The 25248-nt window shown below is 73.1% G+C and carries 18 protein-coding genes and 1 pseudogene; 3 read left to right on the forward strand and 16 right to left on the reverse strand.

Annotation, left to right across the window (positions count from 1 at the left end):
- Nucleotides 1-31: 31 nt before the first annotated feature.
- The 5 genes and pseudogenes from ACZ6D7_RS33660 to ACZ6D7_RS33680 form a co-directional block, all read right to left on the reverse strand.
- On the reverse strand, nucleotides 32-2215 hold the full coding sequence (locus tag ACZ6D7_RS33660) for a heavy metal translocating P-type ATPase (protein ID WP_469499236.1): 2184 nt from the start codon (nucleotides 2213-2215) through the stop codon (nucleotides 32-34).
- 2 nt (nucleotides 2216-2217) lie between these two features.
- On the reverse strand, nucleotides 2218-2517 hold the full coding sequence (locus ACZ6D7_RS33665; protein ID WP_469499241.1) for a DUF1490 family protein: 300 nt from the start codon (nucleotides 2515-2517) through the stop codon (nucleotides 2218-2220).
- A gap of 113 nt (nucleotides 2518-2630) precedes the next feature.
- Nucleotides 2631-3506: pseudogene (locus ACZ6D7_RS33670) on the reverse strand (metal ABC transporter permease); the annotation flags it as partial.
- A 31-nt stretch (nucleotides 3507-3537) separates the two neighbouring features.
- Entirely contained in the window at nucleotides 3538-4512 is a 975-nt protein-coding gene (locus ACZ6D7_RS33675) for an alpha/beta hydrolase (protein ID WP_469499243.1), read from the reverse strand.
- Between the two features lie 688 nt (nucleotides 4513-5200).
- Nucleotides 5201-5992 carry a hypothetical protein gene (locus ACZ6D7_RS33680; RefSeq protein WP_469499246.1) on the reverse strand — a complete coding sequence of 264 codons (792 nt, stop codon included), beginning with the start codon at nucleotides 5990-5992 and terminating at the stop codon, nucleotides 5201-5203.
- Nucleotides 5993-6403: 411 nt separating this feature from the next.
- Here ACZ6D7_RS33680 and ACZ6D7_RS33685 point away from each other — a divergent pair, with 411 nt between their 5' ends.
- Nucleotides 6404-6838, forward strand: a complete 435-nt coding sequence (locus ACZ6D7_RS33685; RefSeq protein ID WP_469499408.1) for a ribosomal maturation YjgA family protein — start codon at nucleotides 6404-6406, stop codon at nucleotides 6836-6838.
- A 166-nt stretch (nucleotides 6839-7004) separates the two neighbouring features.
- Nucleotides 7005-8078, forward strand: coding sequence for a hypothetical protein (locus tag ACZ6D7_RS33690; RefSeq protein ID WP_469499250.1), 1074 nt, complete (start codon nucleotides 7005-7007; stop codon nucleotides 8076-8078).
- 58 nt (nucleotides 8079-8136) lie between these two features.
- Here the strand turns inward: ACZ6D7_RS33690 and ACZ6D7_RS33695 are convergent, their stop codons facing one another.
- From ACZ6D7_RS33695 to ACZ6D7_RS33740, 10 genes are all read right to left on the reverse strand, one after another.
- Entirely contained in the window at nucleotides 8137-10743 is a 2607-nt protein-coding gene (locus ACZ6D7_RS33695; RefSeq protein WP_469499253.1) for an AAA family ATPase, read from the reverse strand.
- Nucleotides 10740-12161, reverse strand: a complete 1422-nt coding sequence (locus tag ACZ6D7_RS33700; RefSeq protein WP_469499256.1) for a hypothetical protein — start codon at nucleotides 12159-12161, stop codon at nucleotides 10740-10742. The genes ACZ6D7_RS33695 and ACZ6D7_RS33700 overlap by 4 nt, the downstream gene beginning before the upstream one ends.
- The gene (locus tag ACZ6D7_RS33705) at nucleotides 12158-12862 is read right to left on the reverse strand and encodes a 4Fe-4S single cluster domain-containing protein (protein WP_469499260.1); all 705 of its coding nucleotides are present in this window, start codon (nucleotides 12860-12862) and stop codon (nucleotides 12158-12160) included. Before ACZ6D7_RS33705 ends, ACZ6D7_RS33700 begins: the two co-directional genes overlap by 4 nt.
- Nucleotides 12862-14454 carry a vWA domain-containing protein gene (locus tag ACZ6D7_RS33710; protein WP_469499263.1) on the reverse strand — a complete coding sequence of 531 codons (1593 nt, stop codon included), beginning with the start codon at nucleotides 14452-14454 and terminating at the stop codon, nucleotides 12862-12864. Before ACZ6D7_RS33710 ends, ACZ6D7_RS33705 begins: the two co-directional genes overlap by 1 nt.
- Entirely contained in the window at nucleotides 14451-15905 is a 1455-nt protein-coding gene (locus ACZ6D7_RS33715) for a sugar kinase (RefSeq protein ID WP_469499266.1), read from the reverse strand. The genes ACZ6D7_RS33710 and ACZ6D7_RS33715 overlap by 4 nt, the downstream gene beginning before the upstream one ends.
- Nucleotides 15902-18406 carry a hypothetical protein gene (locus ACZ6D7_RS33720; RefSeq protein WP_469499268.1) on the reverse strand — a complete coding sequence of 835 codons (2505 nt, stop codon included), beginning with the start codon at nucleotides 18404-18406 and terminating at the stop codon, nucleotides 15902-15904. The genes ACZ6D7_RS33715 and ACZ6D7_RS33720 overlap by 4 nt, the downstream gene beginning before the upstream one ends.
- Nucleotides 18403-19632 carry a hypothetical protein gene (locus ACZ6D7_RS33725; protein ID WP_469499270.1) on the reverse strand — a complete coding sequence of 410 codons (1230 nt, stop codon included), beginning with the start codon at nucleotides 19630-19632 and terminating at the stop codon, nucleotides 18403-18405. The genes ACZ6D7_RS33720 and ACZ6D7_RS33725 overlap by 4 nt, the downstream gene beginning before the upstream one ends.
- Nucleotides 19633-19683: 51 nt before the next feature.
- Nucleotides 19684-21471 carry a hypothetical protein gene (locus ACZ6D7_RS33730; protein ID WP_469499273.1) on the reverse strand — a complete coding sequence of 596 codons (1788 nt, stop codon included), beginning with the start codon at nucleotides 21469-21471 and terminating at the stop codon, nucleotides 19684-19686.
- 363 nt (nucleotides 21472-21834) lie between these two features.
- Nucleotides 21835-22014, reverse strand: coding sequence for a hypothetical protein (locus ACZ6D7_RS33735; protein WP_469499276.1), 180 nt, complete (start codon nucleotides 22012-22014; stop codon nucleotides 21835-21837).
- Nucleotides 22015-22171: 157 nt separating this feature from the next.
- Complete coding sequence (locus ACZ6D7_RS33740; RefSeq protein WP_469499279.1) at nucleotides 22172-22525, reverse strand: DoxX family protein; 354 nt, start codon at nucleotides 22523-22525, stop codon at nucleotides 22172-22174.
- Between the two features lie 179 nt (nucleotides 22526-22704).
- On the opposite strand from ACZ6D7_RS33740, the gene ACZ6D7_RS33745 reads away from it, so the two are divergent.
- Nucleotides 22705-23355 carry a TetR/AcrR family transcriptional regulator gene (locus ACZ6D7_RS33745; protein ID WP_469499282.1) on the forward strand — a complete coding sequence of 217 codons (651 nt, stop codon included), beginning with the start codon at nucleotides 22705-22707 and terminating at the stop codon, nucleotides 23353-23355.
- Nucleotides 23356-23392: 37 nt separating this feature from the next.
- On the opposite strand, the gene ACZ6D7_RS33750 is transcribed toward ACZ6D7_RS33745, so the two are convergent.
- Entirely contained in the window at nucleotides 23393-24979 is a 1587-nt protein-coding gene (locus ACZ6D7_RS33750) for a GMC oxidoreductase (protein WP_469499285.1), read from the reverse strand.
- Nucleotides 24980-25248: the final 269 nt, after the last annotated feature.

A 25248-nucleotide genomic window follows, 5' to 3' on the forward strand; every position in this document is an offset into this window, starting at 1 on the left:
TCGCGGAAACGCGCTCACAGCAGCGAAGGCGTCAGCGCACCCGGCGTTCCTCCAGCGGAGCCCGTCTGAGTACCTCGTCACCGACCCGTGGCAGATGCGGGGTGTGGTTGACCAGGCGGGCCGAGTTGCCCACGACGGCGATGCTGCTGGTGTTGTGGAGCAGGGCGGCCAGGACGGGGTTCATGGATCCGCCGGCGCCCGCCACCAGGCCGAGCAGGTTCACTCCGATGGCGAGGCCGTAGTTCTGCCGTACGACGCGCAGGGTGTGGCGGCTGAGTTCGACGACGGCGGCGACCTGGCGCAGGTCGTTGCCCGCCAGCGCGATGTCGGCGGTCTCCAGGGCCACGTGCGAGGAGTGTTCGCCCATGGTGATGCCGACGTCGGCCAGGGCGAGGGCGGGAGCGTCGTTGGTGCCGTCGCCGACCATGGCCACCGTGTGGCCCTCGGCCTGAAGGTCCCGGATCAGTTGGAGCTTGGCCTCCGGCAGGGCGTGTGCGTGGACTTCGACGATGCCGAGTGCGTCGGCGACGACCTGCGCGGTCTCCGGGGCGTCGCCGGTGAGGAGCACCAGCCGGGAGACGCCGAGGTCGCGCAGCTGCTGAATCACGGTTTCGGCTCCGGCACGTACGGCGTCGGAGACTCCGAGGAGGCCGATGAGGTCCTGGTCGTGGGCCAGGCAGATGACGGTCTCGCCGCCGCCGCGGAGCCGTTCGGTCCAGCCCTGGGCCTCGTCGGTCAGGCCGACGCCGTGCTGCCGCAGCAGGGCGGGACTGCCGACCAGCAGGCGGGTGCCGTCGAGTTCGGCGCGCATGCCCATGCCCAGGACGACCTCGCAGGCTTGGTGGATGGGGACGTGCAGGTGCTGTTCCTCGGTGCGGGCGACGATGGCTTGGGCGAGGGGATGGCGGGCGTGGAGTTCCCCGGAGGCGGCCAGGCTGAGGACCTCGTCGGCGCTGAAGTCGTCGCGGAGGGTGACGACGCTGGTGACGAGGGGCTTGCCGAAGGTGAGGGTGCCCGTCTTGTCGAAGACGACGGCGGTGACCCGGCCGATGCCCTCCAGGTGGGTGCCGCCCTTGATGAGGGTGCCGCGGCGGGCGCCGTTGCCGATGGCGGCGCTGATGGCGGTCGGGGTGGCGAGGCCGGCCGCGCAGGGGCAGGCGATCAGCAGCATGGTCATCGCCCGGCGGGCGTCGCGGGTGACCGCGTAGGTCAGTGCGGACAGGGCGAAGGAGACGGGGACGAACCGCTGGGTGAAGCGGGTGGCGACGGTCTGGATCGGCGCCCGGTCGGTCTGGGCCTCCTCGACCCGGCTGATGATCCGGCCGACGGTGGTGTCCCGGCCGACGGCGTCCGCGCGGACGGTGAGCGAGCCGGAGGTGACGATGGTGCCCGCGTAGACATGGGTGCCGGTCCGGGCGTAGACGGGCAGGGCCTCGCCGGTGACGGCCGCCTGGTCGACCAGCGCCTCGCCGGAGACGACGTGTCCGTCGACGGGGATGCGGTGGTGTTCGTAGACCGCGACCACGTCCTCGGGCCGTACGTCCTCCAGCGCCACCTCGACCTCGACGCCCTCGCGTACGAGCCAGACGCGCTCGTCACCGATGGTGAGCAGTTCCTCGATGGCGCGCCGGGTGCGGCGCAGGGTCAGCGTCTGGAGGAACTCGCCGATGTTCAGCAGCCACAGCACGGTGAGGGCGACCACGTTCTCGCGGAGCACCAGGGAGATCACGGTGGCCGCGGTGACCAGGGTGTCCGTGCCGGGACTGCTGCGGCCGCGCAGGGAGCGCAGGGCACCACGGAAGAAGGGCAGGCCGGTGAAGACGGTGACCACGCCGAGGAAGCCCGAGGAGCCGAGCGTGAGCCGTGGCCTGCCCAGCAGGCGGCGCAGGGCCACGAGTGCGAGAACCGCGCCGCCGACGACGAGCCGGACGACCTCGCCGGTGGAGGAGTCGGGCGTGGACCGGGTCGGCTTGGCCGGCGCGGAGGCGGGCGGGGCCTCTTCCAGCGCGGCGACCAGGTCGTCGATGTCCAGCTGCTCCGGATCCATCCAGATCACGACGCTGCCGGTGCGCGGGAAGATGCGCAGCGCACGGAACCCGCCCAGGCCGGTCAGACGGTCGTCCACGAGCCCGGCGCAGCCCGGGCGGGCCCGCAGCCAGGGAACGTTCAGGCGGGCGCGCCCCGAGGCCACGGAGCACACGAGCACGGTGGGCATGATCAGTGCTCGTGTCCGTGATCGTGGTTGTCGACGCTGACGGCCGACGGCGGCGGTACCTCCTCGCCGAGCGTGGTCCGGGCCTCGGCAAGCATGTCCCCGGCCTTGAGCCGGGCCTCCTCGGCGGCCGAGGCGAGCCAGCGCCCGGCGACGATCCCGCCCGCGAGGCCGCCGACGAGGGCCTTGCGCGCCGCGGGTTTGGTCTGGGGAAGGTGTTTGACGAGGAGAGCGCCCACGACGCCGGAGACGGCGTAGTGGACGAGCTTGCCGGCGGTGGCGCCTGCGATGGCGAGGGGATGCATAGGGGCTCCTTCCGCCTTGCCGTTCTGCGAGTGCGCGGGATCAGGCGCGACGGACCTCTCCTCCAGTCTGTACCTGCACCTCTTCCACGGTCGAGTTGGCCGGGAAGGCGGTGTGGGAGACGGCGTGCGCGGTGGCCGCCCACCAGGCGGCAGACCAAATAGATCACGAACGAGATGGTCGTCACGTACGGGCTGATGGGGACGGTGCTTCCCAGGGCGAGCAGGATCCCGCCCTCCATCGCCAGCAGGGCGAAGACGACGCTCAGCAGCGGCAGCAGCACGGGAGACGCGGTGATCCGCGCGGCGGCGGCCGCCGGGTCGACGAGGAGCGCGAGGACGAGCAACGCTCCGACGATCTGTACGGACAGGGCGACCGCGAGGCCGAGGACCAGCATGAAGGCCAAGGACAGCGCGCGTACGGGCACGCCTCGTGCCTCCGCCACCTCGGGATCGGTGCTCGCGAAGGTCAACGGCCGCCAGATGACGGCGAGGGCGATCAGCGACGCCGCGGAGGTGCCGACGAGCCATGTCATCTGCGGGGTGTCGACGGCGATGATCTGGCTGGTGAGAATCCCGAACTTGTTGGCGGCCCGTCCCTTGTAGAGGGACAGGAAGAGCACACCCAGGCCGAGTCCGAACGGCATGAGGACGCCGATGATCGAATTCCGGTCCCGGGCCCGGACGCCCAGCACACCGATGGCGCCGGCCGCGATCAGGGAACCCGCGATGAACCCGGCCACGATGTTGACCCCGAGCAGGAGTGCCGCGGAGGCGCCCGCGAAGGACAGCTCGCTGATGCCGTGCACGGCGAACGGCAGATCCCGCATGATCACGAAGACGCCCGCCAGACCGCCCACGAGGCCCACAAGTGCCCCGGCCAGCAGGGAGTTGTGGACGAGGCCCAGCAGTTCGCCGTAGTCGTCGAAGTTGAATATCTGCTGCCAGACGCCAGGGTCCTGGGTGGCGGCGAGCGGAGTGCGCCCGGTCATGCGCTATTGCCGAGGCTGGGTGGTGCTGGTCTCAGTTGCCGTGCAGGGCGTCCTTGATGGCGTCGACGGCGATCCGGCGGGCCACGTTGGTGGCGTAGCAGTCACGGAGGCTGTCGAGCATCAGGAAGTCGTGCACCATGCCCAGAACGCGGACGGCGGTGACCGGGACGCCGGCCTCCAGCAGGCGGGCCGCGTAGGCCTCGCCCTCATCGCGCAGGACGTCCGCCTCGTCGGTGATCACCACGGCGGGCGGCAGGCCCTTGAGGTCGTCGAGGGAGGCGCGCAGCGGGGCCGCGTAGCGTTCCGTGCGCTGGGCGTGGTCGGTTGTGTACTGGTCCCAGAACCAGATCATGCCGTCCAGGGTGAGGTAGTAGCCTTCGGCGAACTGCAGATAGGAGGGGGTCCCGAAGTCGGCGTCGGTGACCGGGTAGAGCAGCACCTGCGCGGCGAGGCGGATGTCTCCGCGGTCCTTGGCCATCTGGGCGAGGACCGCCGACATGTTGCCGCCGACGGAGTCGCCGCAGACGACCATGCGCGAGGGGTCGAGGCCGTGTTCGGCGCCGTGGCCGACGACCCACTGGGCCACGGCGTAGTTCTGTTCGATCTGGGTGGGGTAGCGGGCCTCCGGGGCCCGGTCGTAGACGGGGAACACCGCGGCCGCGCCTGCGCCGACGGCCAGTTCCCGTACGAGGCGGTCGTGGGTGTTCTCGTCGCCGAAGACCCAGCCCGCGCCGTGGATGTAGAGGATGACGGGCAGGGGGTTCCCGGCTCCCTCGGGCTTGACGATGCGGGCGCGGACGGTGCCCCACTCGCCGGCATCGACACTGATCCAGCTCTCGTCGATGTTCGGCTTGTCCACGCCCTCGCCGGTCTGCAGGCCGGCGAGGATGTCACGCCCCTGCGCGGGTGGAACCTCGTAGATGCGGGGGTGAGGCGCGGTGGCGTCGGCGAGTTCCTTGGCCGCGGGCTCCAGGGTGGGAGTGGGCGGCGGGGGCAGGTCTTTCATGATGAACCTCCAGAAGGTGCCGACACGGCGCGGCTTCAGTTGGCTGCTGGTTCACCATGCGGCCGGCACCCGGGACGAGGATTCACGCGCATCGAGTGGTGCGGGCCCCCGGTCACTACGGGGTGTGAGGGAGCTTCCCGCTCTGTCCGCGCCATCGCTCCTCCTCCCGCCGCCTGTGTGGCGCCTGGACAAGGGCTTCGGCGCTGGTCGGCATGGGAACACGGATCGGGAACCGGACTGCGCGCGGACGAGTTCGTCGCAGTGATGCGCGCTCAGCGCCGCGCGGGCCGAACACCACAGGACCTCGCTGCGGCTGCCCACCCGCTCTGCGCCCGGAGGAACCCACATGGGCGCAGCGGCGACGCTGGGTCCGTTTCCAGCGTGCGCCGACCGGACCGCATCCGCCACCTGGCGGCCTCGCGTGGTCGGCGGACCGACGCCACCGCGTCCAGAATAACCTTGTTGACGGCATCGGGCCGGGTGAGGCTCACGTCGTGGGCGGCAGGGACCGTGGTGATTCTGATGCCTGGGCGCTCGGCCATGAATTCCTGGCCCGCGGGCGAGATGGCGTGGTCGTTGAGAGTGACCAGGTCCCAGCTCGGGACCTCTCGGTGGAGCCGGAGCCGACAGCGCCCGGGGCCGGTCAGGTCCCCGTCCGCACCAGCAGGGAGGACAGCCGCGCGAGAACTCAGTCGTCGTTTCCGGTGTTCTCGTTCGGCAGGAACGTCTGGCGTGCCCAGAGGCTCAGCAGCGCCATCCCACCGACCAGCAGCGGCACCGGGTCTCGGGCGGGAGGAGCCAACACATATCCCAGCACCGTGACCGTGCAGACCGTCAGGGGAATGAACGCCGCCGCACCCTCCATCCCCCATCTCAACGTCGGCTGGGCAGTGCCCAGGACGCTCGCCCCGCCGGACACCCAAGGGCTGACAGCGACCACCAGCAGGCCCGCGGTATTGCAGGTGTCGGCCAGCTGACAGGACATCGCCTCGGGGCTGTGCGGGCCGACCGTCCACAGGCGCAGGGTGTCGCCGATCAGCATGAGGGACAGCCCGACGATCCCCACCCACAAGGTGACTCTCTGGTCGCCCCGTACGAGACGGCGCAGGGCGAACAGAAAACTGAGGAACACGACCTCCGCGGTCCACAGGACACCGACCATCCCCGTCCCCAGCCGCCAGCCGTCACTGGCCCCCCGCAGCAGCACCCATCCCGTCATGAACACGGCCCCGGCTGTGACGATCCCGTCAAGCACGCGCCGCAGCAACACACGCCGGCCTTTGCCGGCATCGGCCGCGACCACCAGACCGGCCATCCCCAGGCCGACCGCCAGCGTCACACCGGTGACCACCACCGAACCGAGCAGCGATCGCCCGTCCCGTCCCGAACCCGGAGGCTGAGCCGACAGCACGTTGACCGCCCCCCGGTACACACCCCCGGCAACCGCCGAGCCCCCCAACAGCAGCAGACGCGTCCGCACCCGCCCGCTGGCCCCCCACGCACGGAGCACCAGGGAGACCGCCAACCCCCAACACCCGATGGACGGCCCGAAAGTCACCATCCGCGCCGCCACGCTCCCGGTGACCCACGGCCCGCTGAATGTCAGCGCTGTTCCCACGAAACAGGCCACGCCCACCGTGCCCCAGGCCCTCGCCCCGGTCCGATGGCAACGGCCCGCCCGGACCTCGATCACGTCCGGCGACTTCCCCAACCCCGACATCAGGTGCGCCTTTCCACCGGTCCCCCGCCCGCAGGGCCTTTTCCTGCAGCCCCGGATCCCTTCAGAGACCGTAAAAGACTCGCCACCGGCCCCGAACTGAACAGTCGGCTCATTCACTCGTACTGCGTAAGGGAGAGGAGAGACGTCCGGCAGTATGCCCTTGTGTCCCTCATCCCCGGAACCAATGAAACCGATGACCACGCCGTCGAACCGGCACGGATCCGTCTGGCGGCGGCCGGGGCCGCGGTGGTGACCGTCGGCGCGGGGCTGGGACTGCGGGCGGTCGCCGCGGGGAGCCCGGCCAAGTACGGCGGAGACGCGCTGTACACCGTCCTGCTTCTCGCCCTCGTCGTTCTGGTGGCGCCACGAGCGACGCCCCTGACGGCCGCCGGAAGCGCACTGGCCGTCAGTTGGGGGGTCGAGTTCCTCCAACTCAGCGAGGTGACGGCGGAGCTGTCCCAGCGCAGCGCCGTCGCCCGCCTCGTGCTCGGTTCCACCTTCAATCCACCCGACCTGTTCTGGTACGCAGTCGGCGCGGCAGCGGGCTGGCTCGTCCACACCGCGGTGGGCCCCTACCCGTCGCGTCGGCGTACCGGGCCCAGTTGATACCGGCCTCCTGGCCGTGAGGTCCGCCCTCGATGCGGGCGAAGCCTTCGACACCGAGGCGGTAGTTCAGCGAGTGGCCTCCGGGGCCCGGTCTCCGGCAATACGCTGACGATCAGGACGGCGCGGGCCGCCGAGCGGCCCCGCCGAGGTTCCACGAGGGGGCATCATGCGCGACAGCAGGCAGCGGATCGCGGACGCGCTGGCGGACTCCGGTCGCACCGACCGGGAGACGGCGATGAACGTGCTGGGACACGCCGTCCGGTGGGCCGCCGACGCACTCGGCCGGCCGGATCGCGCATCCGGCGACTGCACCGCAGATGATGCCCCAGAGAACCCGGACACCCCGGATACCCCCGACACCCCCGACACCCCCGACACCCCCGACACCCAGGATGCCGACGGAGCCGACGCCCTGACCGCCCTGTACGCGCTGGACGACGCGCTCGCGGACGCCCGTGACCTCGCCGACGCACTGCCCGCTCTGCTGGCGGCGGCCCGGCCCGGGGAGCGGGTGGCGCGGGGCACCAGGGACCTGATGGACGAACTCGTCACGGTGGCCGAGCGGGTGGCGTCGGAGCGGGCGGTTCTGGAGGAGCTCGCGGCGCGGGAGAAGGAGCTGCGCCACCGCCTGGCGGAACACGAGGAGCTGCGGCGGGAGGCCGACGAACTACGGCGGCTGGAGCGGCTGGTGCTGGAACTGGACGACCTCCAGGCACAGCGGGAGGTCGTCGACGCACGGCTGCGGGAGCTCCGCGGCCGGGATCTCGGGGCGGCCGACCGTGAGCTGCGCACCGGGACGGAGGCCCTGCTGCGGCTCACCGCGCAGCAGCTCGCCGTACTGGAGCCGCGGACCCGACAGACGCTGGAGGAGGTCGCGGCGGCGCAGCGGGCGCTGGCGGCCGTGGAGCGCGACTTGAGCGAGGGGTCCCGTGAACTCACGGCCTGTCAAGGCCGATTGGAACGCGCTCAGCAGGAGCGGGAGACGGTGTTCGCGTCCCTGACCCGCCACGCCCGGGCCGACCGTGAGCTGGCGCAGGCCCTGCGCGAGGCCGCCGGCGCGGACACCGGAGGCCTCGGGCAGGAGCACGGCCTCGCCCTGGAGGAGGTGGAGACCCTCACCCGTGCCGTCGAGCAGCGGCTGACCGAGGCGGACGGGATCCTGAGCCGCATCCTGACGGAGCGTCAGGAACGGGGCGGTGAGCAGGACGGCAGAACACGGATCACCCGCGCTCAGGCCTGAGGCAGCTGCGGCTCCGGCAGCCGCTCAGACCTGAGGCCGCGGTGGCTCCGGCACGCGCTCAGCCCTGCGGCCGCGGCGGCCCCGGGACGTCCTCGGGCAGATACTCCGGTCCCTTGACGCCCTGTTCCCACCGTGCCGCCTTGCGGCCCTCCATGTGCTCCAGCAGCCTGCGCACCTCGCGGGCGTTGCCGAACGAGTCCGGACGGAGCCGCCGGGCCTCTTCGAGCCACTGCCGGGCGCGTTCCGCGGTCCCGGTGCCGAGGGTGTAGTCGCCCTCGGCGGCCATCCGGCGGAGGATCTCCACCAGGTCGTCGAGGCGGAACGCGGGGAAGGCCACCTGGGTGGCGAACCGTGACCGCAGTCCCTGATTGAAGTCGAGCAGCCGCTCCATGTCCCCGGGGTAGCCGGCCGCGATCACGACGAGCCGGCCACGCCGGTGCTCCATCTCACGCAGCAGGGTGTCCACGGCCTCCGCGCCGAAACCGCCCTGTCCCCCGACGTCCCGGACGAGGCTGTAGGCCTCGTCGATGAACAGCACCCCGTCCAGCGCCCGCTCGACGGCGTCGCGGACCAGGCCCGCGGTCTGGCCCACGTACCCGGCCACCAGGTCGGTGCGGGTCACTTCCACGACATGGCCCTTGCGGAGCAGCCCCATGGCGCGGAACAGCTCGCCGAGCAGCCGCGCCACCGTGGTCTTGCCGGTGCCCGGAGGGCCGGTGAACAGCAGGTGGGGCGGGGCGAAGGCCTCCCTGCCCCGTTCCTGACGCATCCTCAGCCGGTTCACGAGTCCGGTGAGCTCCCCGTGGACCTGCTCCAAGCCGACGTACCGGCGGAGGCCGGCCAGCAGTGCGGCGGGCTCGGGCGCCGCGCGCGGCAGGTGGCCCTGGTACGTCTCGGGGATGTCGTCGACGACGACGGGCTGTTCCACGTCCCGTCCGACGCGTACGGCCCACAGGGTGCGGACGGCGTCGGCGAGGGTGCGCATCTCCCGGGCGTTGGCGAAGCCCTCGTCGCGGGAGCGGTGCATGCCCTGCACGATCTGCCACAGTGCCCGAGCCGCCTCCTGACCGGGACGCAGGCCGTGGTCGTCCAGGCGGCGCAGCAGGATGGTGTGCAGGACGCCGGGGCCGTAGTCGGGGAACTCGACGACGTTGGTCAGCGGGAACCGGCCCTTGAGGCCGGGGTCGGCCTCGAGGAACTCCTTCATCTTCTCCGGGTAGCCGGCCACGACGACCACCAGGCGGCCCCGGTCGTCCTCCATACGCTTGAGCAGCGCCTGGACGGCCTCGCCACCGAACCCGTCCCGCTGGTCGCTGAGCCCGTACGCCTCGTCGATGAACAGCACGCCGTCCAGCGCCCGGTCCACCAGCGCGTCGGTCTTCCCGGCGGTCTGCCCGACGTAACCAGCGACCAGGTCGCCGACCTTCGCCTCCACGCAGTGGCCTCGGCTCAGTACCCCCAGGTCGCGGTACATCTCGGCGACCAGCCGGGCCACGGTCGTCTTCCCGGTGCCGGGGTTGCCGGTGAACACCAGGTGCCGGGCGGGCGGTTCACTCCGCGAGGCCAGCCCGCGGGCTTTCAGTTCCTCGGCCGCGTCCCGCTCGGCCCGCATGTCCTCGAACCGCCGTACGAGCGACTCCATGCCGGGCATCGCGGCCAGGCGCTCCCAGGGGGTCCGTTCGTCGGCCGGGGCGTCGCCCACCCACGGCCGTACCGAGGCGTGGCTCAGCGGTGTCCCGGCCGCCGCCAGCTGTTCGAGGCGCTCACGCCAGATGCGGGCCGTCTCGGGCTGGCCCGCCATCGCCCGGACCACCCGGTCCAGGTCCCGCCACTCGACCGGCAGCCCCTTGCACAGCCGTACCGAGTGCACCAGCCGCTCCAGTTCCGCCGTCTGGGGCAGGCCGACCCGGAAGGTGCCGCCGCGGGCGGGCTCGTCCCGCCGTTCGTGCACGAAGGTCTCCAGCTGCGGATAGCGTCCGAGCCCCGCGAGAAACTCGGCCACCGCGTTGAGGGACGGCCTGCGGAACACGAGGATCCACTGGTTTCCCTCGACGGTGTCGGCCGCCCATTCGGCCATGGCGCCGGCCAGTTGCCGCGGGGCCTGGTTGAGGAGCAGGAACTCGTCCGCGTGCGGGAAGACCACGGCCGTACGGTGGCGCGGGGCGCGGAGATGAGCGGTGAGGGTCATCACCCCGAACGGGTCGGAGATCCCGGACGCGAGTGTCGCACCGGCGTCCCGGCCCGGGCCCGGGGCGGGTTCGGCCGCCGGCCGGGATACGGCGCCGCCCAGCAGCTGGGTGGCGCCGAGGGGCCCTCGCAGCCGGGCGTGGCGCATGGTGCGCGTCCCGGGCGGGCCGGCCGGCTGCGCGGTACGGCCGGCCGGGCGCCGGGACAGATCCCACGAGGACCTGTCCCGGAAGTAGACCGGGTGGCTCAGGGTGCTGAAGACGATCCGCTCGAACCCGGCGGAACGCAGCATGCGCCACAGGGCCTGTTCCATGGAGCACACCTGGGCGGCGCTGTCGACGAAGACGTCGCCCACGCCTGGCCCGTGCAGGACGGTGAAGGGTTCGCCGGTGCGGACGGCCGCGGGGGCGAGCCGTTCCGTCCCGGGTGGACGGGACGGAAGGGGCGGACGGCTCCCCTTGGTCCGGCTTCCGTTCATACGCCGGGGTCCTCACGGCCGGTCGGGACCGTCGGGCCCGACGGGTCCGACCGGGGCTCAGGCCGCTCCTGCGCGGGGGCTGCCGCTTGGCCGGGGAAGCGGGGCTCCGCCCGGGGCGCCGACGCGTCCAGCCCGACGGGCACGCCCTGCTCCCGCAGCGCCTGGTACACGGCGTCGGCCCGCTGCCGCAGTTCGGCCTCGGCGGTGATGTCGTGGTCGTGGGACACCACGCGGATCACGCACTGGTCGGAGTCCCGGCCGGCCTGCTCGATCTCGACGGTGATCTCGTTGCCGGTGGCCTCGTTGCGCAGCTGGAGCCGGAACGCTCCCCGCGGGTCGCCGTCGTCGTATCCGGACTTCTCCTCCACCAGGTCGTAGAAGGCGACCTCGGCGAGGGTGTCGGCCACGACGTCGGCCAGGTTCACCCGCATCTGCGAGGTGAGCTGGCGCATGCCGGCCCGCTCGACGGCCTCGCCCAGGCTCCGCTCGAGCCGGGGCGCCTCCTCGTCGCGCAGGGCGTGCAGATCCTCGACGCCGGTGTGCGGGTCACGGGCGCGGGTGAGGGCCAGGGTGGTGTCCTGCCGTACCCGGTCGTACTCGCCCTCGGACCAGTGCGCGACATCGAGCAGATGTCCGGCGATGGTCTCGGCGTCCGGTCCGACGACCGGTCGCTGCCGGTTCTCCTCGGCCAGGGTCTCCACCTGCACCAGGGCCTCGACCGCCTCCTTCTGGGCGAGACAACGCTCCAGCTCCCGCTGTTCGATGTCCACCCGCAGATCGCTCAGCCGGTGGAACGTCTCCTGGGCGACGGCGAGAGCGGCGTCGAAGCGGCCCGCGGCGGCGGTCTCCTCGGCCGTGGCGATCCGGCGGCGCAGCCGGCCGAGCCGGCCGGGCGCGTACCGGTCGTGGGGCAGTTCCGCGTCGACGAGGTCCGCCATGGTGCGGGCGTCCGCCAGCCAGGTGCGCACGGTGCGTTCGGCGTCCGCCTGGTCCTCCTTGAGCGCGTCGATCTCCTGGGTGAGCCGGGCCGCCTCGGCGCGACGTTCGGCCCGCTCGGCGGCGAGGGCGCGCTCGGTCTCCGCCCGCTGCCGCTCCAGCCGCCGCCGGGTGTCCTCCTCGATCCGGCCGGCCGTCTCCCGGAGGTCCTGGTGCAGACGGTCGGCCTGTTCGCGGAGCCTGCGGGTGGTGTCCGCCTCCATGCGGCGGGTCCGGTCGCTCAGCCGGTCGACCGCCTCCTGCTGACGGCGCTGCCGTTCCCGCACGGACGTGAAGGCCCGGTCGATGTCGGCGCGGGTCTGTGCCCGCACGTCGTCGAACAGCCGGGGGATGTCCCGTTTGACCTCCCGCAGCTGCCGTGCCTTCTGCTGCAGTCGGTACCACTCCGACTCGTCGACCTGAATGCGTTTCCTGCCGCTCATGGCCGGCCTTCCTCTCCTGGATTCGGCCCCGGACCCGGAGCAGGGCTCGGGGTCGGGCTGTCGGTGTCCGCTCCCGACATCCGGGCGCGGAGGGTGTCGACCGCTGTCTCGAACACCGCGGGGAACCCTTTCGGCGCCACCCCGATGAGCAGCGCCCGCGGGCCGTCGACGGCGATCTCCGCGTCGCGGGCCCGGTGCGCGAAGTCGTATCCGCTGTCCGCCAGCCGTCGGGTGAGGTGGTGGACCCGCTGGTTGGTGCTGCCGCGCAGGCCACGCCCGTCGTTCAGCCCGGCCACGTACAGCCCGTCGATCAGCACGTCGACGACGGCCAGCAGGTCCGGTACGCCCTGCGACGGCGGCCGGTCCCGCAGCCGTTCCAGGCGATGGCCGGTGAAGCAGATCACGGAGACGTCCCGGATCTCCCGCGCCCGCCGGACCATCGCGGCCAGTCCGGCCGCCTGCTGTATCGGCTCGCCTCCCGACAGGGTCAGGCCGGTGACCCGGGGCTCGGCGAGCAGCTCGGCCGCCAGCTCCCCGGGACGGACCTGCCGCGCGGGTTCGTCGGGAATCCACTCCGGGGCGACACACCCGGCGCAGTGGAACGGGCACCCCTGCACCCATACCGCCGACCGGAGGCCGGGCCCGAGCGCCCGGGTGCCGACGTGGGTGGCCGCCACGTTGAGCGGCGGCTGCGCGGCCATCAGGGCCGCCCGGCACCCGGTGCGACGGCGGTGGCTGGGGAGCCGGGGCCGTCGGCCGGTTCGTGCGGCAGATGGGTGAACGACAGACCACCGACCACGACGGTGGCCCCCGGCCCGCAGATCACCTGGTTCGGCCGTCCTGAAGCGCCGTCCGGTGTGTAGCGGATCAGCAGATCGACCCGGCGGCCGTCGGCCGTCCGTCGGCGCCGGCCGTGCACCGTGCCGTGCCCGCCCGCGCGGGACACGAACGTGACCCTCCTCCTCCCGGCCAGCGCGATCCGCTCCGGGATCTCCGTGCCGAAGACGGGAACGACCGTCAGCACCCCGCGCGTCCGGGGCCGGTGGACGCTCAGCCACCACAGCACGCCGGCCAGCACGGCCGCCACCAGCGCCGAGACCGCGGCCGGCAGGAAGGCCTCCGAGCCGACCTCGGCCCGCACCGAAAGGGGACCGCCGGTGACCACGACCTCGTCGGGGACCGCCGGCTCCGCCTCGGGGGCGAGCGGCTGCTGCCACGGGGAGGACACCTGACCGGACACCCGCAGCGCGGCCTCGTCGTCCACGGGCCGCCGGTAGGGCAGTCCGCCCGGCTGAAGACCGCCTTCCAGGCGTACGGCGTACGTCCGGGACTCTCCCGGTTCCAGGGTCAGTCGCTTCGGTACGCCGGTGACGTCGAGCGGCACACCGGCCACGGAGACCCGCACGTCGCTCACGGTCAGCGGCACGTGCCGGGTGGCCGACCGGAGGGTGACGGAGGCGGTGGCGGAGTGGTCGGTGAGGTCGCGGACGCCGGTGTCCGTCCAGGACGCCTCGACGCCCTTTCCCTTGTCCTCGGCGAGCAGCAGCGCCGCCGACCGGGCGCGGGTGCTGTCCCCGGCCCGCCGCAGGTACCCGCTGAGGTCCTCGATGTTCTCCGGGCGCAGCACGGTCGTGTCCTCGACGACGTTCCCGAGCAGGTCCGCCCCGGTCGCACCGCTGCCCAGCGGCAGCGCGTATCCGGCGAGTTCGACGCGCTTGCCGAGGGCCTCGGCCCGCTCGCGCAGGGCGTTCCAGGGGGCGCCGGCCGCTTTGGGGTAGTCGGTGCCCGCCGGTGGTTCGTGGGCCCCGTCGGTCAGCAGGACCACGGAGGCGACGCTCGCGGCGTCGGTGCGTTCGAGTTCGCGCAGGGCCCGGTCCAGGGCGGCGCCGATGTCGGTCCCGCCGTCCGGGTCGGGTGCCGGGGGCAGCTTGGAGACGATCTTCGCCGCGTCTCCGGCCGACCCGATGTAGCGCATGTCGGGGCTGTCGTCGAAGGCGACGAGGGCGACATGGTCCGCGGCGGACAGTCCGGCCAGGAAGCTGCGCAGGGTCGAGCGCACGGTGTCGTAACGGCCTTCGGCGGCCATGGAGCCGGAGGTGTCCACCAGGACGACGTAGTCGACGGGCTGATCGGCCACGCCGAGTTCCCGGTAGATCTCGGCGCGGGTCGGTCCCTCGGCGGCGGCCACCGGGGCGGCGGCCGCGGGCAGGACGGCCAGCAGGGCGGCGGCTGCCACGGCGGCGCCGCGCCGCAGCGCGGTCGCCCTGCGCGGTGACCAGGCGGATCGCTTCACGTACGGGCTCCCTGGGTGTCGGGCTGGGGGTCGGGGCGGGCGTCGGGCCGGAGATCGGCCGGCAGGACGCCCAGCGGAAACTCTTCGGAGCGGAACTCTGCGGGCGGGAACTCTTCGGGCAGGTACTTCGCGGGCCGGTGGGCGGTGGCCGGGTGTGTGCCGGGACGGCTCCCGTCGAGCGGGTGCAGGACGAGGCGGGCGGTCCCGTCGACGGCGACGCGCACGCCGACGTGGAAGCACGCTCCGTCGCCGGACGGGGGGATCCGCACCACACCGGCCGGGGCGGTGGCTCCGGTGCCGACCTCACCGACCTCGCCGACCTCGATCCGGACCTCGCGTCCGCCGGTCCCGTCGGCGGGGCCGGTCCGGACCCGCACGCGTTCCCCGTCGGCCTCGGCGAACACGGTGGCGCCGCCCGGCTCCAGCGTCCCGGGCGGGCTGATCACCAGGTGCTCGTCCCGTGGCCGGCCGGCCACGGTCCGGTGGACGCGCACGGCGACGGCGTGCGGATAGCGGTCGGCCGGGTCGACGTGCCCGCCGGCGACCAGCGCGGCCCCGAACACGGCGGCCAGCGCCGGGTCCGTCCCGCCGGGCAGCGGGACCGGCCGGCCCAGACGGCCGGTCAGGTGCCGCAGCAGCGCCCCGGAACGGGCCGGACCGCCCACCGCGATCACCGGTGGCCGGGACGGGTCCGCGCCGGTGCCCGGGGCCGCCGGCAGGCCGTCCAGGGCCCGGTCGAGGCCGTGCGTGAGGCGGTCCAGCGCCCGGTGCAGCAGGCCGGCGGTGATCTCCCGGCCTGCCACCTCGTGGACCACCGTGTCCGCGATCCGGCAGGCCCGGTCGGGCCGGTCCGCCATCCGGTCGAGGACGGCCTCGATGCGCCGGGCGTTCTCCGCCCTGGCCCGGCCGAGCTGCCGCAGCACCTCGGGGTCGTCGTCAGGCAGCCCCGCACCGGTCAGCACCGCCGTGTCGAAGGCGGCACCGTAGCCGCCGGAGTCCGACGCGTACCGGGCGGCGCCGGTCACGGCCACGGAGCCGCCGACCACGGCGCACTCCGTGACCTCGGCAGCCGAGGCGCCCAGGGCGCACACCACCCAACGGGACGCCGTCGGGGTGCCGGCGTGCCGCAGCAGGGCCAGCACCGCGTGCGGGGCGCCCAGGAGCCGGGGCCGCGGCACCGGGCCGTCCCCGGGCGGTACGGCCCGGTCCCGCGCCGGGACGACCAGCACCACCCGGCCGGGCGGGCCGCAGTGCTCGCGGTAGGCGGTGTACGCCACGTTCAGCGCGGCCGCCCGGTCGCCGCGCACGCCGGCGGGGGTGGGCAGCCCCTCGCCCGGCACCGTCCCGGGCAGCTCCACCAACTCCGGTGTCCCGTCCGCACGGGTCCGCGCGATGCGCAGGAACCGTGTGCCGGCGTCGACCGCGATGGCGGGGGCGGCGGGCGTCGTCATCGGGATCCCCCGGGCAACAGCCGAGCCACCTTCTGGAGCATGCCGCGGCGCTCCGGCCCGGGTGCGGGCGCGGTGTCCGAGGGTTCCGGCCGGCGCCGCAGTTCCCTCAGGATCCAGTCCTGCCGGGCCTTCTGGTTCTCGCTGTACTCGACCAGCAGGTCGCGCAGTTCTCCGTGCCGGTCCCCGCGGGCGACGGCCGCGTACAGTTCCATCCCCGGCCAGTCCGCCGCCCGGCCGTCCATGTACAGGGTGACCTGCTCCAGACCGTACGGCCCCTCCGCGAGCGTCCAGGCGGCGATCGCGTCCAGCAGTTGTGCGGGCGGACGCCGCCCTTGTCCGAGCGCGTCCAGGACGATCCGGGCCAGCTCCGGGTACGGCGCCCGGTCGTGTGCCGCCTTCCGGAAGGCGTGCACCGGCCGCAGCCAGCCCAGGTCGTACCGCCTGGCCAGCTCGGCCATGAGGTACTCGGGAACGTCGAGATCGTTGAGGGGTCTCCCCCGTCCGGTGAGCCGCCCGTGCAGTTCGTCGCACAGCTGGCCGAGGAAGCTGTCCGGCAGGGCGCGGCACAGCTGTTCGATCACCTCCCACGTCCGCCGGGAGGGCTCCCCGCTCAGCAGCGCCTCGACGGCCAGCCTCCGGAGTTCCCCGTCGGAGTGGATCCGGCGGACCAGGGCGGACGCGTAGGTCCGCAGGTCCGCGGTCCCGGGGAGCAGCTCCAGCCGGGGCATCCCGGTCGCGGCTCCGCCCCGGACGGCCGCGCAGAAGAGGTCTGCGTCGGCGGCCACCTCTGCGGAGGGCTGCGGCTCCTCGACGGGAACGAGCCGCTCCACGGCTTCCCTCAGTCCGCGCTCCGCGTGCGCGACGCGCCACAGCCGCGGCCACATCAGACCGAGCACCTCGGGCCGCCGCTGGTCCCGGGCGATCTCCAGGGTGATCCGCCAGCCTCCGTCGACGGCCTCGGCGAAGTCGGCGGCGTCCGTGGAGGTGGCAGGGCCCCGGGCGTCGCCGAGCAGCACGGCCGCGAAGCGCAGCCAGCCGGGGACGACGTCCGTGACCATGCCGTCCCGCGCGCTGCGCACCAGCCGGTGCAGCGGGTCCAGGCGGCGTTCCTTGTGCTTCAGCAGGCAGGTGAGCCATGCCCGGCCGATGGCGGACCGGTGCACGAGGAGGTGGTCGGCCAGGTCCGTGCTGCGGCCCCACTCGTTCTCGGCCATGTAGATGAGCGTCCCGGTCCATTCGTGCGTCGGTTCGCGGGCCTCGACCAGGGCGTCGAACAGTTCGCCGAAGATGCCGGGGCGGTACGCCTCGACGGTGTGGTGGAGGGCGCCCAGGTAGCGCTCGGCCCGTTCGAAGGAGGTGGCCGGGGTCGCGTCGATGAGGACCTCCCGGACGAGCAGGGACCGGATGCGCTCGGTCCAGTGCTCGCCGAGCAGGCTCCCGGCGGCCGCGTCGCCGTCGTGCGCGCCGCGGACCAGGAACAGGGTCAGCGCGCCCAGCCGGTGTTCGTCGAGGGAGTCGACCGGCCACCGTTGCAGGACCCGTCGGACGTCCTCGGTCTCCCCGCCGCCCGCGCGGATCTCCTCGACCACCGAGTCGAGCAGGTCGGCCTCGCGCAGGACCCGCAGGGCCGCCCCGGGACGCGGGGCCGTGACCGGTTCCGTCTCGGTCAGCAGATGCTCCACGATCGCGGCGGTGTCCTCGGTCTTCGTCCGCAGTCTGCGCAGCCCCTGCAGATAGGCCCGGGCGGCCTCCTCGCGGGGCTCCTCCGGCGGGCTTCCGCCGAGCACCGCCCCGGCCTGGCCCGTGCGTGCCGCGGACGCGAAGAACAGCCTCAGGTCGTGCTGCGACTGGCCGGTCCAGGTCGCGGCGCTGAGCCAGGCCCGGCACGCGTACGGCAGGAGGGAGCAGACCGCGTCGAGGACCTGGACGCGGCCGGAGACGTCCGGCAGTCGCGCGTCCGGTCCCGGGGTGATCGCCACCTGCCGGTTGGCGAGCAGCAGCGCGGCCACGCCGGCCGCCCAGTCGAAGCCCAACCGGTCGACGACGTCGGCGAGTTCGGCGGCGGGCGTGCGCGGCACGGCCACGGTCAGGGGGACCGCGCCGCCGGGCAGGGTGGGCGGAGCCGTCAGCAGCGCGCGGTCGATCCCGGTCCAGGTCAGGGCGGCCCGGCCCGCCTGCGCCCACTCCAGGAGGGAGAGCCGCCAGGTGTAGCTGGGGGCACCGGTGCCGTCGGTGCCCCCGTCCCAGCTGGTCTCCACGCAGGCGCAGACGGGTTCCGGGTGGGTGTCCGTCCCGCCGAGGAACACCCGCCACGGCAGGTCGCCCTCGGGATCACGGCCGCCGGGCGCGCCGGTGGCGGAGGCCTTCCAGAGGTAGGTGCCCGCCCGGTCGTCGTCCGGAAGGCTGCTGCGCAGCAGCTCGTAGCCCATGGTCTGCCCCGGATGCTTGCCCAGCACCGCCCAGTGCGCGGTCAGTCGTTCCTCTCCGAGGCTCTCGTTCACCGCCGCTTCCCTCCGCGCCGCCCGCCCCGGCCGCGGTCCCGGTGGATCCGGCTCTCCAGGTCGATCAGCGGCTCCAGGACGTTGATCGGCACCGGGGAGGTGCGCAGGTGCAACGCCCCGTCCACCGAGACCGGTTGGACGTAGTCCCCGTAGTCGAAGACGTGCCGGGGGTTCAGCCGGAAGCCGATGGCGGAGGTCGCGTAGTAGGAGATGCGCTTGGGGTCGAAGTGGGAGTACAGGGCGTCACGCACCAGCCGGGCGTTGGAGCCGCGGAAGTCGTCGCACATCCACTGGAAGAACTTCTCGCTCTGTTCCCGGGGCACGCGGGGCAGCTCCGAGCCCACCGTGTCCTGGGTGACCCAGCCCGCCTCGACCGCGGGCCGGAAGACGTCCGGGTGGTCGAACTTGGCGATGCAGACGGACACATGATGGGGAAGCTTGCCGTCGACGAGTTCGTCCCGGTCCCGGACGCGCGCGGTCAGCTGGGTCAGGGTGGCCTGGAGGTAGTTGAAGCTCTCGGTGGCCTCCTCGGCGTCGCCGACCGGGTCGAAGACGTAGATCAGCCCGTGCGAGCGGGCGAGCTGACCGACGAGCTGGGCCTGCTGGGGGTGGTCGTGGCGGAACACCTCTCCGGCCGCGTCCTGGATGTCCAGCACGAAGTTGGGCCGCCGGGTGCGCAGTCCCAGCCGTCCCTTCTCCTCCGGCCCCTGGAGGGACCAGGCCATGCCCTGGACGCCCATGGTGGCCTGGGGGAAGGTCCGTTGCCGGGTCAGCAGGTCCACGCCCTGGGTGAGGAAGGCGTTGGCCTCCTGTGTCATGCCGCTGATGTGCCAGCTGCCCTCGTGGTGCCGCTGGTACTGGACCGCGGCGATCGGCAGGGCGGCCAGATAGGTCGTCTTGCCCGAGCGGGGCGCGCCCCACAGGCCGATTCTGATGCGGCCCGCGGCGGTGCCGTCCCCCTGCCTGGCGGTCGGGATCCGCTCGGGTTCCGAGACGGGCACGGAATCAGGTACCGGCAGGGGCTCCGGGGCGCCGCGCTCGCCCGCCGGGGCATGCCTCGGCGGCCTGGACGGCGGCGGGGGAACGTCCCCGCCCGGCGCGGTCGCGGGGGCCGCCGGCGGGGGCTCCGGGACACGCGCGCCGGGGACCGTGTCCCGCGGGCCGGTCGTGCCCGTCGACGACGGGCCGCCGGGCTCCTTCTTGTTCGGGTCGTAGAGATCGGACATGAACTCTCCTCGTACCGGGGCGCGGTGGGCGGAGGGACGCCCGGGGTGGTGTCACATGAGCGGAGCGGTGAAGGCGAGAGGGCTGTCGGGGCCCTCGGACCGCCAGGACGGGGCGAGGCTCCGGGCGACGGCGGCCGCCGGGTCGGTGCCGGGCCGGAAGACCCCGTCGGCGCCGAGGGTGTGCCAGGCCTCGTCGGCGTAGCGTCGGGCGGCGCGGCCCGGACGGTCCGTCGGTGGCGGCCCGTCCGCGGGGTCCGCCCGGGTCATCACCCGTACGCCGCAGGAACGCAGCCGGTCGAGGGCCGTCCGCCAGTCGGCGCCCTGGGGGCAGGCCGGGACGATGCCGTGCTGCCGGGCCGGTGCGGGCGGGCGGCGGGCGACGACGAGGACCACCCGCCGTACGTCCTCGGCGCCCGGGCCGGCGGGGACGAGCCGGGCCACTTCGCGCAGCGCGTCCTCCAGGGACGACACCGTGTCCTGCCGGCGCCGGGCGTGCGTCCATCCGGCCAGGGCGGCCGGCAGCTCGGCGGGCGGCCGCGCGAGGACGGGTGCCCGCAGCAGGGTGCCCTCCCTGGCCCAGGTGCTCTCGTAGACGGAGTGGTCGTAGTGGCCGACGGCCGAGACGCGGATCGCGGTGCCGGCGCGGTCGCTGCGGGCCAGCAGGCCGGCGACGTCCCGTACGAAGGCGAGGCGTTCCTCGGTCTCCGCCCGGTCGGCGCCGCTGAGTTCGACGGTGAGGAACAGTTCCAGGCGCGGCGGGCGCACGATCCGCCGCGGCAGGGCGGCGAGCAGGCCCGGCACGTCGACGGCGGCCGGCCGCCCGTCCCCGCCGGACGGGCGGGTGCGGGGGGCGAGCAGGTCCACCTCCCCCGGTCCGCGGAGCACGAAGGTCAGCCGTACCGGTTCCAGTGCCCCGGCGTCGACCCGGTGCAGGCTCACGGGCGGCGCGCCGGTCCCGTCGGCGGCGGGCGCTCCGGCCAGCACGGGGAGGTGCAGGGCGTCGCCGCCGGTGACTCCGCCGTACACGGTGACCTCGGCGGTCGCGGTCTCACCGGGGCGGAGCCGGGAGCCCGCGGGGAAGAGCACATGGCTGTGGGGGTGCACGGCGCCGGTGTCACGGTCGGCGCGGGCCAGCAGCAGTGTGTGGTCGGCCAGGAGCGGCAGGGTGCGCAGGAGACGGCGCACCGCGTCGGGGGTCGTACGGCGGGCCGGTCCGCCGTCGGGCGGCTCCGCGCTGCCCGGGTGCAGTTCGACCTGGGGAGCGCAGGCGTCTCGTACGACGGCGGTCGCGCGTTCGAGCAGTTCCCATCCGGGCGGGGGCCGCAGCAGGACGACCGGGGGGTCGGGAACGGCCGGCAGGTTCGCCGTGAGCCATCGCAGCACGGCGGCGTCGAATTCCGCGCGGTCCACGGGCGGCAGGGTTCCTATTCCTCCCGCGAGCTGGAATCGGCACACCGCCTCCTCTAATTCGAACATGGGCACGACGGAATTCCATGCCATGCTTCCCGCGTCGTTCTGCACCGGGATTCCCGCCTCGCCGACGGTCACCCGGATCACGTGCGGGCCGTCGGCCGTGAATTCCACGAACGACAATTCCTTGAAGCGGCCGCGGTGGAGCCCGTGGAGAAGGTCACCGGGTCCGGACGGAATCCGGCGGCCCGCTGGACCGTTGCCGGGCGGCCGCTCCTCGCTCCGCCTCGGCGGACCTCCTCTGGTCACCTGCGCGACCCGTCGGCCGTCGTCCGGGCCGCGGACCGACAGCGCCGCGGCCCGGACGTCCCAGGCGTGTTCGGCCGCCAGGAGCGCCGCCTCCGCGACCTCCAGGTCCCGCGCGGTCAACTCCCCCAGTACCGGCTCGCCATGAAGGCGCCAACCGCAGACCGTACAGAAATCGATCCGCTGATCCGGGGTCGCACACACCGGGCAGGCAGCCTGTGGATCACAGGCCCCCGTCATTCGTCCACTCCCCCGATTCGCCGCCTCGGTCCGGGCACAGCGATGCCCGGCAGTCGCAGACGACCGCCGCACGCAACACCCGTTCCATGGACGCATCATGATGGCACGACATCATGATCAATTGCCTGATTCCACAGATCACCGACAATCCATTGACGAGTTCATCCGCTTTCTGCTAGCGGAATTTCACACATCGATCCTCGTCGGCGAATAGGGAACCGCAGAGAAGCGGAATTTTCCAGCGGATCAGCCGGTCGAGCGCCGGTCGCGAGCCGGGCGCATTCCGGCCGGGACGCGCTCCACCAGCGCCGCCGCCTCGGGAGAGCGCACCACGAAGTGGACCTCCCACAGCTCGTCGACGCACTCCTGCGCGGCGGCCGACGGGTCGCCCGGTCGCGGCACGCCGTCGTCCAGTCGCCGGACCACGCCGTACCGTCGTCCAGTCGCCGGACCACGCCGTACACCGCGCCCAGGTCACGGCTGAGGTCGCCGGAGAGGGTGAGCACGCGCTCCGGCACCCGCGGCTGCGCCTGCGCGTACACGTCCCGGTACTGGTCGCGCGCCTGGCTCTTGAGGAGACCGGTCATTTCCCGAAGAGACCGATCAGGTAGGCCACCACCAGGACGGCCGAGCCGATCGCCGGTGCCAGCGCGGGCAGCCGGTCCCCGGCACGCAGGTGCGCCAAGGCCGCGCCGGCGAGCAGCAGCAGGAACCCGGCGGCGGCGGCGGCGACGGCCCCCGCGGCGGGGATCGCCAGTCCGGCGAACAAGCCGGCCACTCCGGCGAGTTCGAGGAAACCGATGACGCGGTAGTCCCGGCCGCTGAAGCCCACATGCGCGGCCCGCTCCGCCATCGCGGGAAGGCCGACCACCTTGGCGACGCCCAGCAGCGCGAACCAGACGGCCAGGACGGAGGTGAGGATGACGAGGGTGCTCATGCCAGTGGTTCTCCCGCTTCGGCGCTACGACACGACAGGTGACGGCAAACCGAGCGCGCCGACCTGATGAAATCGTCACTTCCGAGACTGACGTCAGTCAATAGAACTGACGAAACATTCAGGTAACCGGGGTGAGCGGCTAGAGTGCAGGTGAACCGAGTACGGGGACGGAGGACGCGATGGCCGCCAAGACCACGCCCGGGCGCGCCGACCAGCGGCGGGCGCGGACGCGAGCCGCGCTGGTGTGCGCGGCGCAGCGCCTGCTGGCCGAGGGACGGACCGACGTCGCGGTCCTGGAGATCACCGAACTCGCCGATGTCGGGGTCGGCACGTTCTACAACCACTTCGACACCAAGGAGGACCTCTTCCGCGTCGCGGTCGAGGAGGCGCTGGAGTGGTTCGGCGATCTCATGGACCGCCTCACCTCGGACCTGGCGGACCCCGCGGTCGCGTACGCCCAGAGCTTCCGTATGACCGGCCGCCTGCACCGCCGTTACCCGCAGCTCAGCCGCGTCCTGCTGCACCACGGCCTGGAAGCGGTCCACTCCGACCGGGGCCTGGCCCCGCGCGCACGGCGCGACATCCGCACCGCGGCGGCCGCCGGACGCTTCGAGGTCGAGGACCTGGACCTCGCCCTGGCGATGACGGTCGGCGCACAGCTGGCCCTGGGCTCCCTGCTGCACGCGCAGCCCGACCGCGACGACGCGACGTCCTCGGACCTGGTCGTCCGGGGACTGCTGCGCCACTTCGGCCTGCCCGCCGACGAGGCCGCGCGGATCTGCTCGCTCGACCTGCCCGACCTCTCCCTGGTCGACGCCGCCGCGATGTGAGCGCGCCGAGCGGCGGTCGCGCCGGGCAGGGGTGAGGTCAACGCAGTCGTTCGGCGATGCGGTCGCCGACGCGCAGGGCATTGGCGATGGCGGTCAGGGACGGGTTGACCGCTCCGATGCTCGGGAAGAAGCTCGTGTCGACGACGTACAGGTTGTCCAGCTCGTGGGCCTTGCAGTCGACGTCCAGGGCGGAGCTCTCGGGGTCACGGCCGAAGCGGACCGTGCCCGCCTGGTGCGCGGTGGCGCCGATGGGCATGCCCTTGTGCAGGTAGATGCTGTGCGCGAGCAGATGGTGTTCGTGCATGCCCAAGTGGCTGAGCATGCCCTGGAGTCTGTGCCGCAGGCGGTGCAGCCCGGCGATGTTGTTCTTCTCGTCGAGCGCCAGATGGATGCCGCCGTCCTGGTCCAGGGTGACGCGGTTGTCCGCGGCGGGCAGGTCCTCGCCGCACAGCCAGAAGTCGACCGCGTGGTGGGCGAGCACCTCGAACGGCATGTCGGGGGCGACGGTTCCGGCCCAGCGGGGCGCTTCGCCGTGGATCTGGTCGGCGTCGGACTTGCCGAGCATCTGGATGCCGCCGAGGGGATACTCCCAGTCGTCGGCTCCCAGATACCAGTCGTGCAGGGCCAGGGTCTTCTGGAACCTGGTGTCGTTCGGTTCCTTCGACACGGCCATCAGGGCCAGGTTGTTGTGCCGCATGTAGTACCGGCCCACCACGTCCGAGCTGTTGGCCAGGCCGTTCGGATGCTTGTCGTCGGCCGAACGCAGCAGCAGCGCGGCGGAGTTGACGGCCCCGCAGGCGACGACCACGACATCGGCGCTGAACTCCACGGTCGTGGCGTCCCCGTCGCCGACCGTCGCGACGACCGAGGTGACGCTGCGGCCGGTGGGGTCGGTCGCGAGGCGCCGCACGTCCGCGTGGGTGACCAGCTCGACGTTGGGGTGTTCGAGGGCGGGGTCGACACAGATGACCTGCGCGTCGGACTTCGCGCCGAGCAGGCAGGGGAAGCCGTCGACGCGGTCGCAGCGGATGCAGGCGCTGGTGTGGGTGGCGCGGCCCCTCTCGTCCTGGGTGAGGTCGACCCCGATCGGGAGGTGGAAGGGGTGCAGTCCCTGCTTCTCCAGATCGTGGCTGAGCTGCTGGATGCGCGGCTCGTGCTGGACCGGTGGGTGGGCGTACTGCGCGCTGGTGGGACCCTCGGTCGGGTCCTCGCCGTGCCGGCCGTGGACGCGGTAGAGGTGTTCGGCCTGCGTGTAGTACGGCTCGAGGTCCTGGTAGCTCAGCGGCCAGGCCGGGGAGACGCCGTCGTGGTGGCGGAGTTCCCCGAAGTCCTCGGGGCGCAGCCGGAAGAGCGCGGCGCCGTAGAACTTGGTGTTGCCGCCCACGTAGTAGTTGACCTCGGGCGGGAACTGGTTTCCGTCCTTGTCGTACCAGAACTCCGGTGCGCGGTACTTGCCCTTGACGAAGACCGCGGTGGATTCCCAGTTGTCGCGTTCGCGGGGCAGGTAGTCACCGCGTTCGAGCAGAAGGATCCGTTTTCCGGTGGGCGCCAGCCGGTGGGCGATGGTGCCACCGCCCGCGCCGGTGCCGATGATGATGACGTCGTAGTGCCGCGCGTCGGTCATGCCGGCCACCGTCCTCGGAGCGTGCTCCGGTCCTGCCGGGTGATGGGGGCGTCAAAGGGGCGTCGAAGGGGCGTCGAAGGGGCGTCGAAGGGGCGTCCAGCCCGATCACCAACGTAGCTCCGGGGGCGGGTCCCTGCGAGTCGAGCCGGAGCCCGCCCAGGTGGGACGGGCCGCGGGGCCGGGAGCACGGTGCCCGATGACCGGCGGTCCGGAGGTCCGGAGGTCCGGAGGTCCGGAGGTCCGGAGGTCCGGAGGTCCGGAGGTCCGGA

It is taken from the genome of Streptomyces sp. NPDC041784, assembly GCF_055591025.1.

What these genes read in the sequence shown, in the direction of transcription:
- ACZ6D7_RS33660 (WP_469499236.1), bottom strand. Translation starts at nt 2,215, where the DNA reads ATGCCCACCGTGCTCGTGTGCTCCGTGGCCTCGGGGCGCGCCCGCCTG.
- ACZ6D7_RS33665 (WP_469499241.1), bottom strand. Translation starts at nt 2,517, where the DNA reads ATGCATCCCCTCGCCATCGCAGGCGCCACCGCCGGCAAGCTCGTCCAC.
- ACZ6D7_RS33675 (WP_469499243.1), bottom strand. Translation starts at nt 4,512, where the DNA reads ATGAAAGACCTGCCCCCGCCGCCCACTCCCACCCTGGAGCCCGCGGCC.
- ACZ6D7_RS33690 (WP_469499250.1), top strand. Translation starts at nt 7,005, where the DNA reads ATGCGCGACAGCAGGCAGCGGATCGCGGACGCGCTGGCGGACTCCGGT.
- ACZ6D7_RS33695 (WP_469499253.1), bottom strand. Translation starts at nt 10,743, where the DNA reads ATGAACGGAAGCCGGACCAAGGGGAGCCGTCCGCCCCTTCCGTCCCGT.
- ACZ6D7_RS33700 (WP_469499256.1), bottom strand. Translation starts at nt 12,161, where the DNA reads ATGAGCGGCAGGAAACGCATTCAGGTCGACGAGTCGGAGTGGTACCGA.
- ACZ6D7_RS33705 (WP_469499260.1), bottom strand. Translation starts at nt 12,862, where the DNA reads ATGGCCGCGCAGCCGCCGCTCAACGTGGCGGCCACCCACGTCGGCACC.
- ACZ6D7_RS33715 (WP_469499266.1), bottom strand. Translation starts at nt 15,905, where the DNA reads ATGACGACGCCCGCCGCCCCCGCCATCGCGGTCGACGCCGGCACACGG.
- ACZ6D7_RS33725 (WP_469499270.1), bottom strand. Translation starts at nt 19,632, where the DNA reads ATGTCCGATCTCTACGACCCGAACAAGAAGGAGCCCGGCGGCCCGTCG.
- ACZ6D7_RS33740 (WP_469499279.1), bottom strand. Translation starts at nt 22,525, where the DNA reads ATGAGCACCCTCGTCATCCTCACCTCCGTCCTGGCCGTCTGGTTCGCG.
- ACZ6D7_RS33745 (WP_469499282.1), top strand. Translation starts at nt 22,705, where the DNA reads ATGGCCGCCAAGACCACGCCCGGGCGCGCCGACCAGCGGCGGGCGCGG.
- ACZ6D7_RS33750 (WP_469499285.1), bottom strand. Translation starts at nt 24,979, where the DNA reads ATGACCGACGCGCGGCACTACGACGTCATCATCATCGGCACCGGCGCG.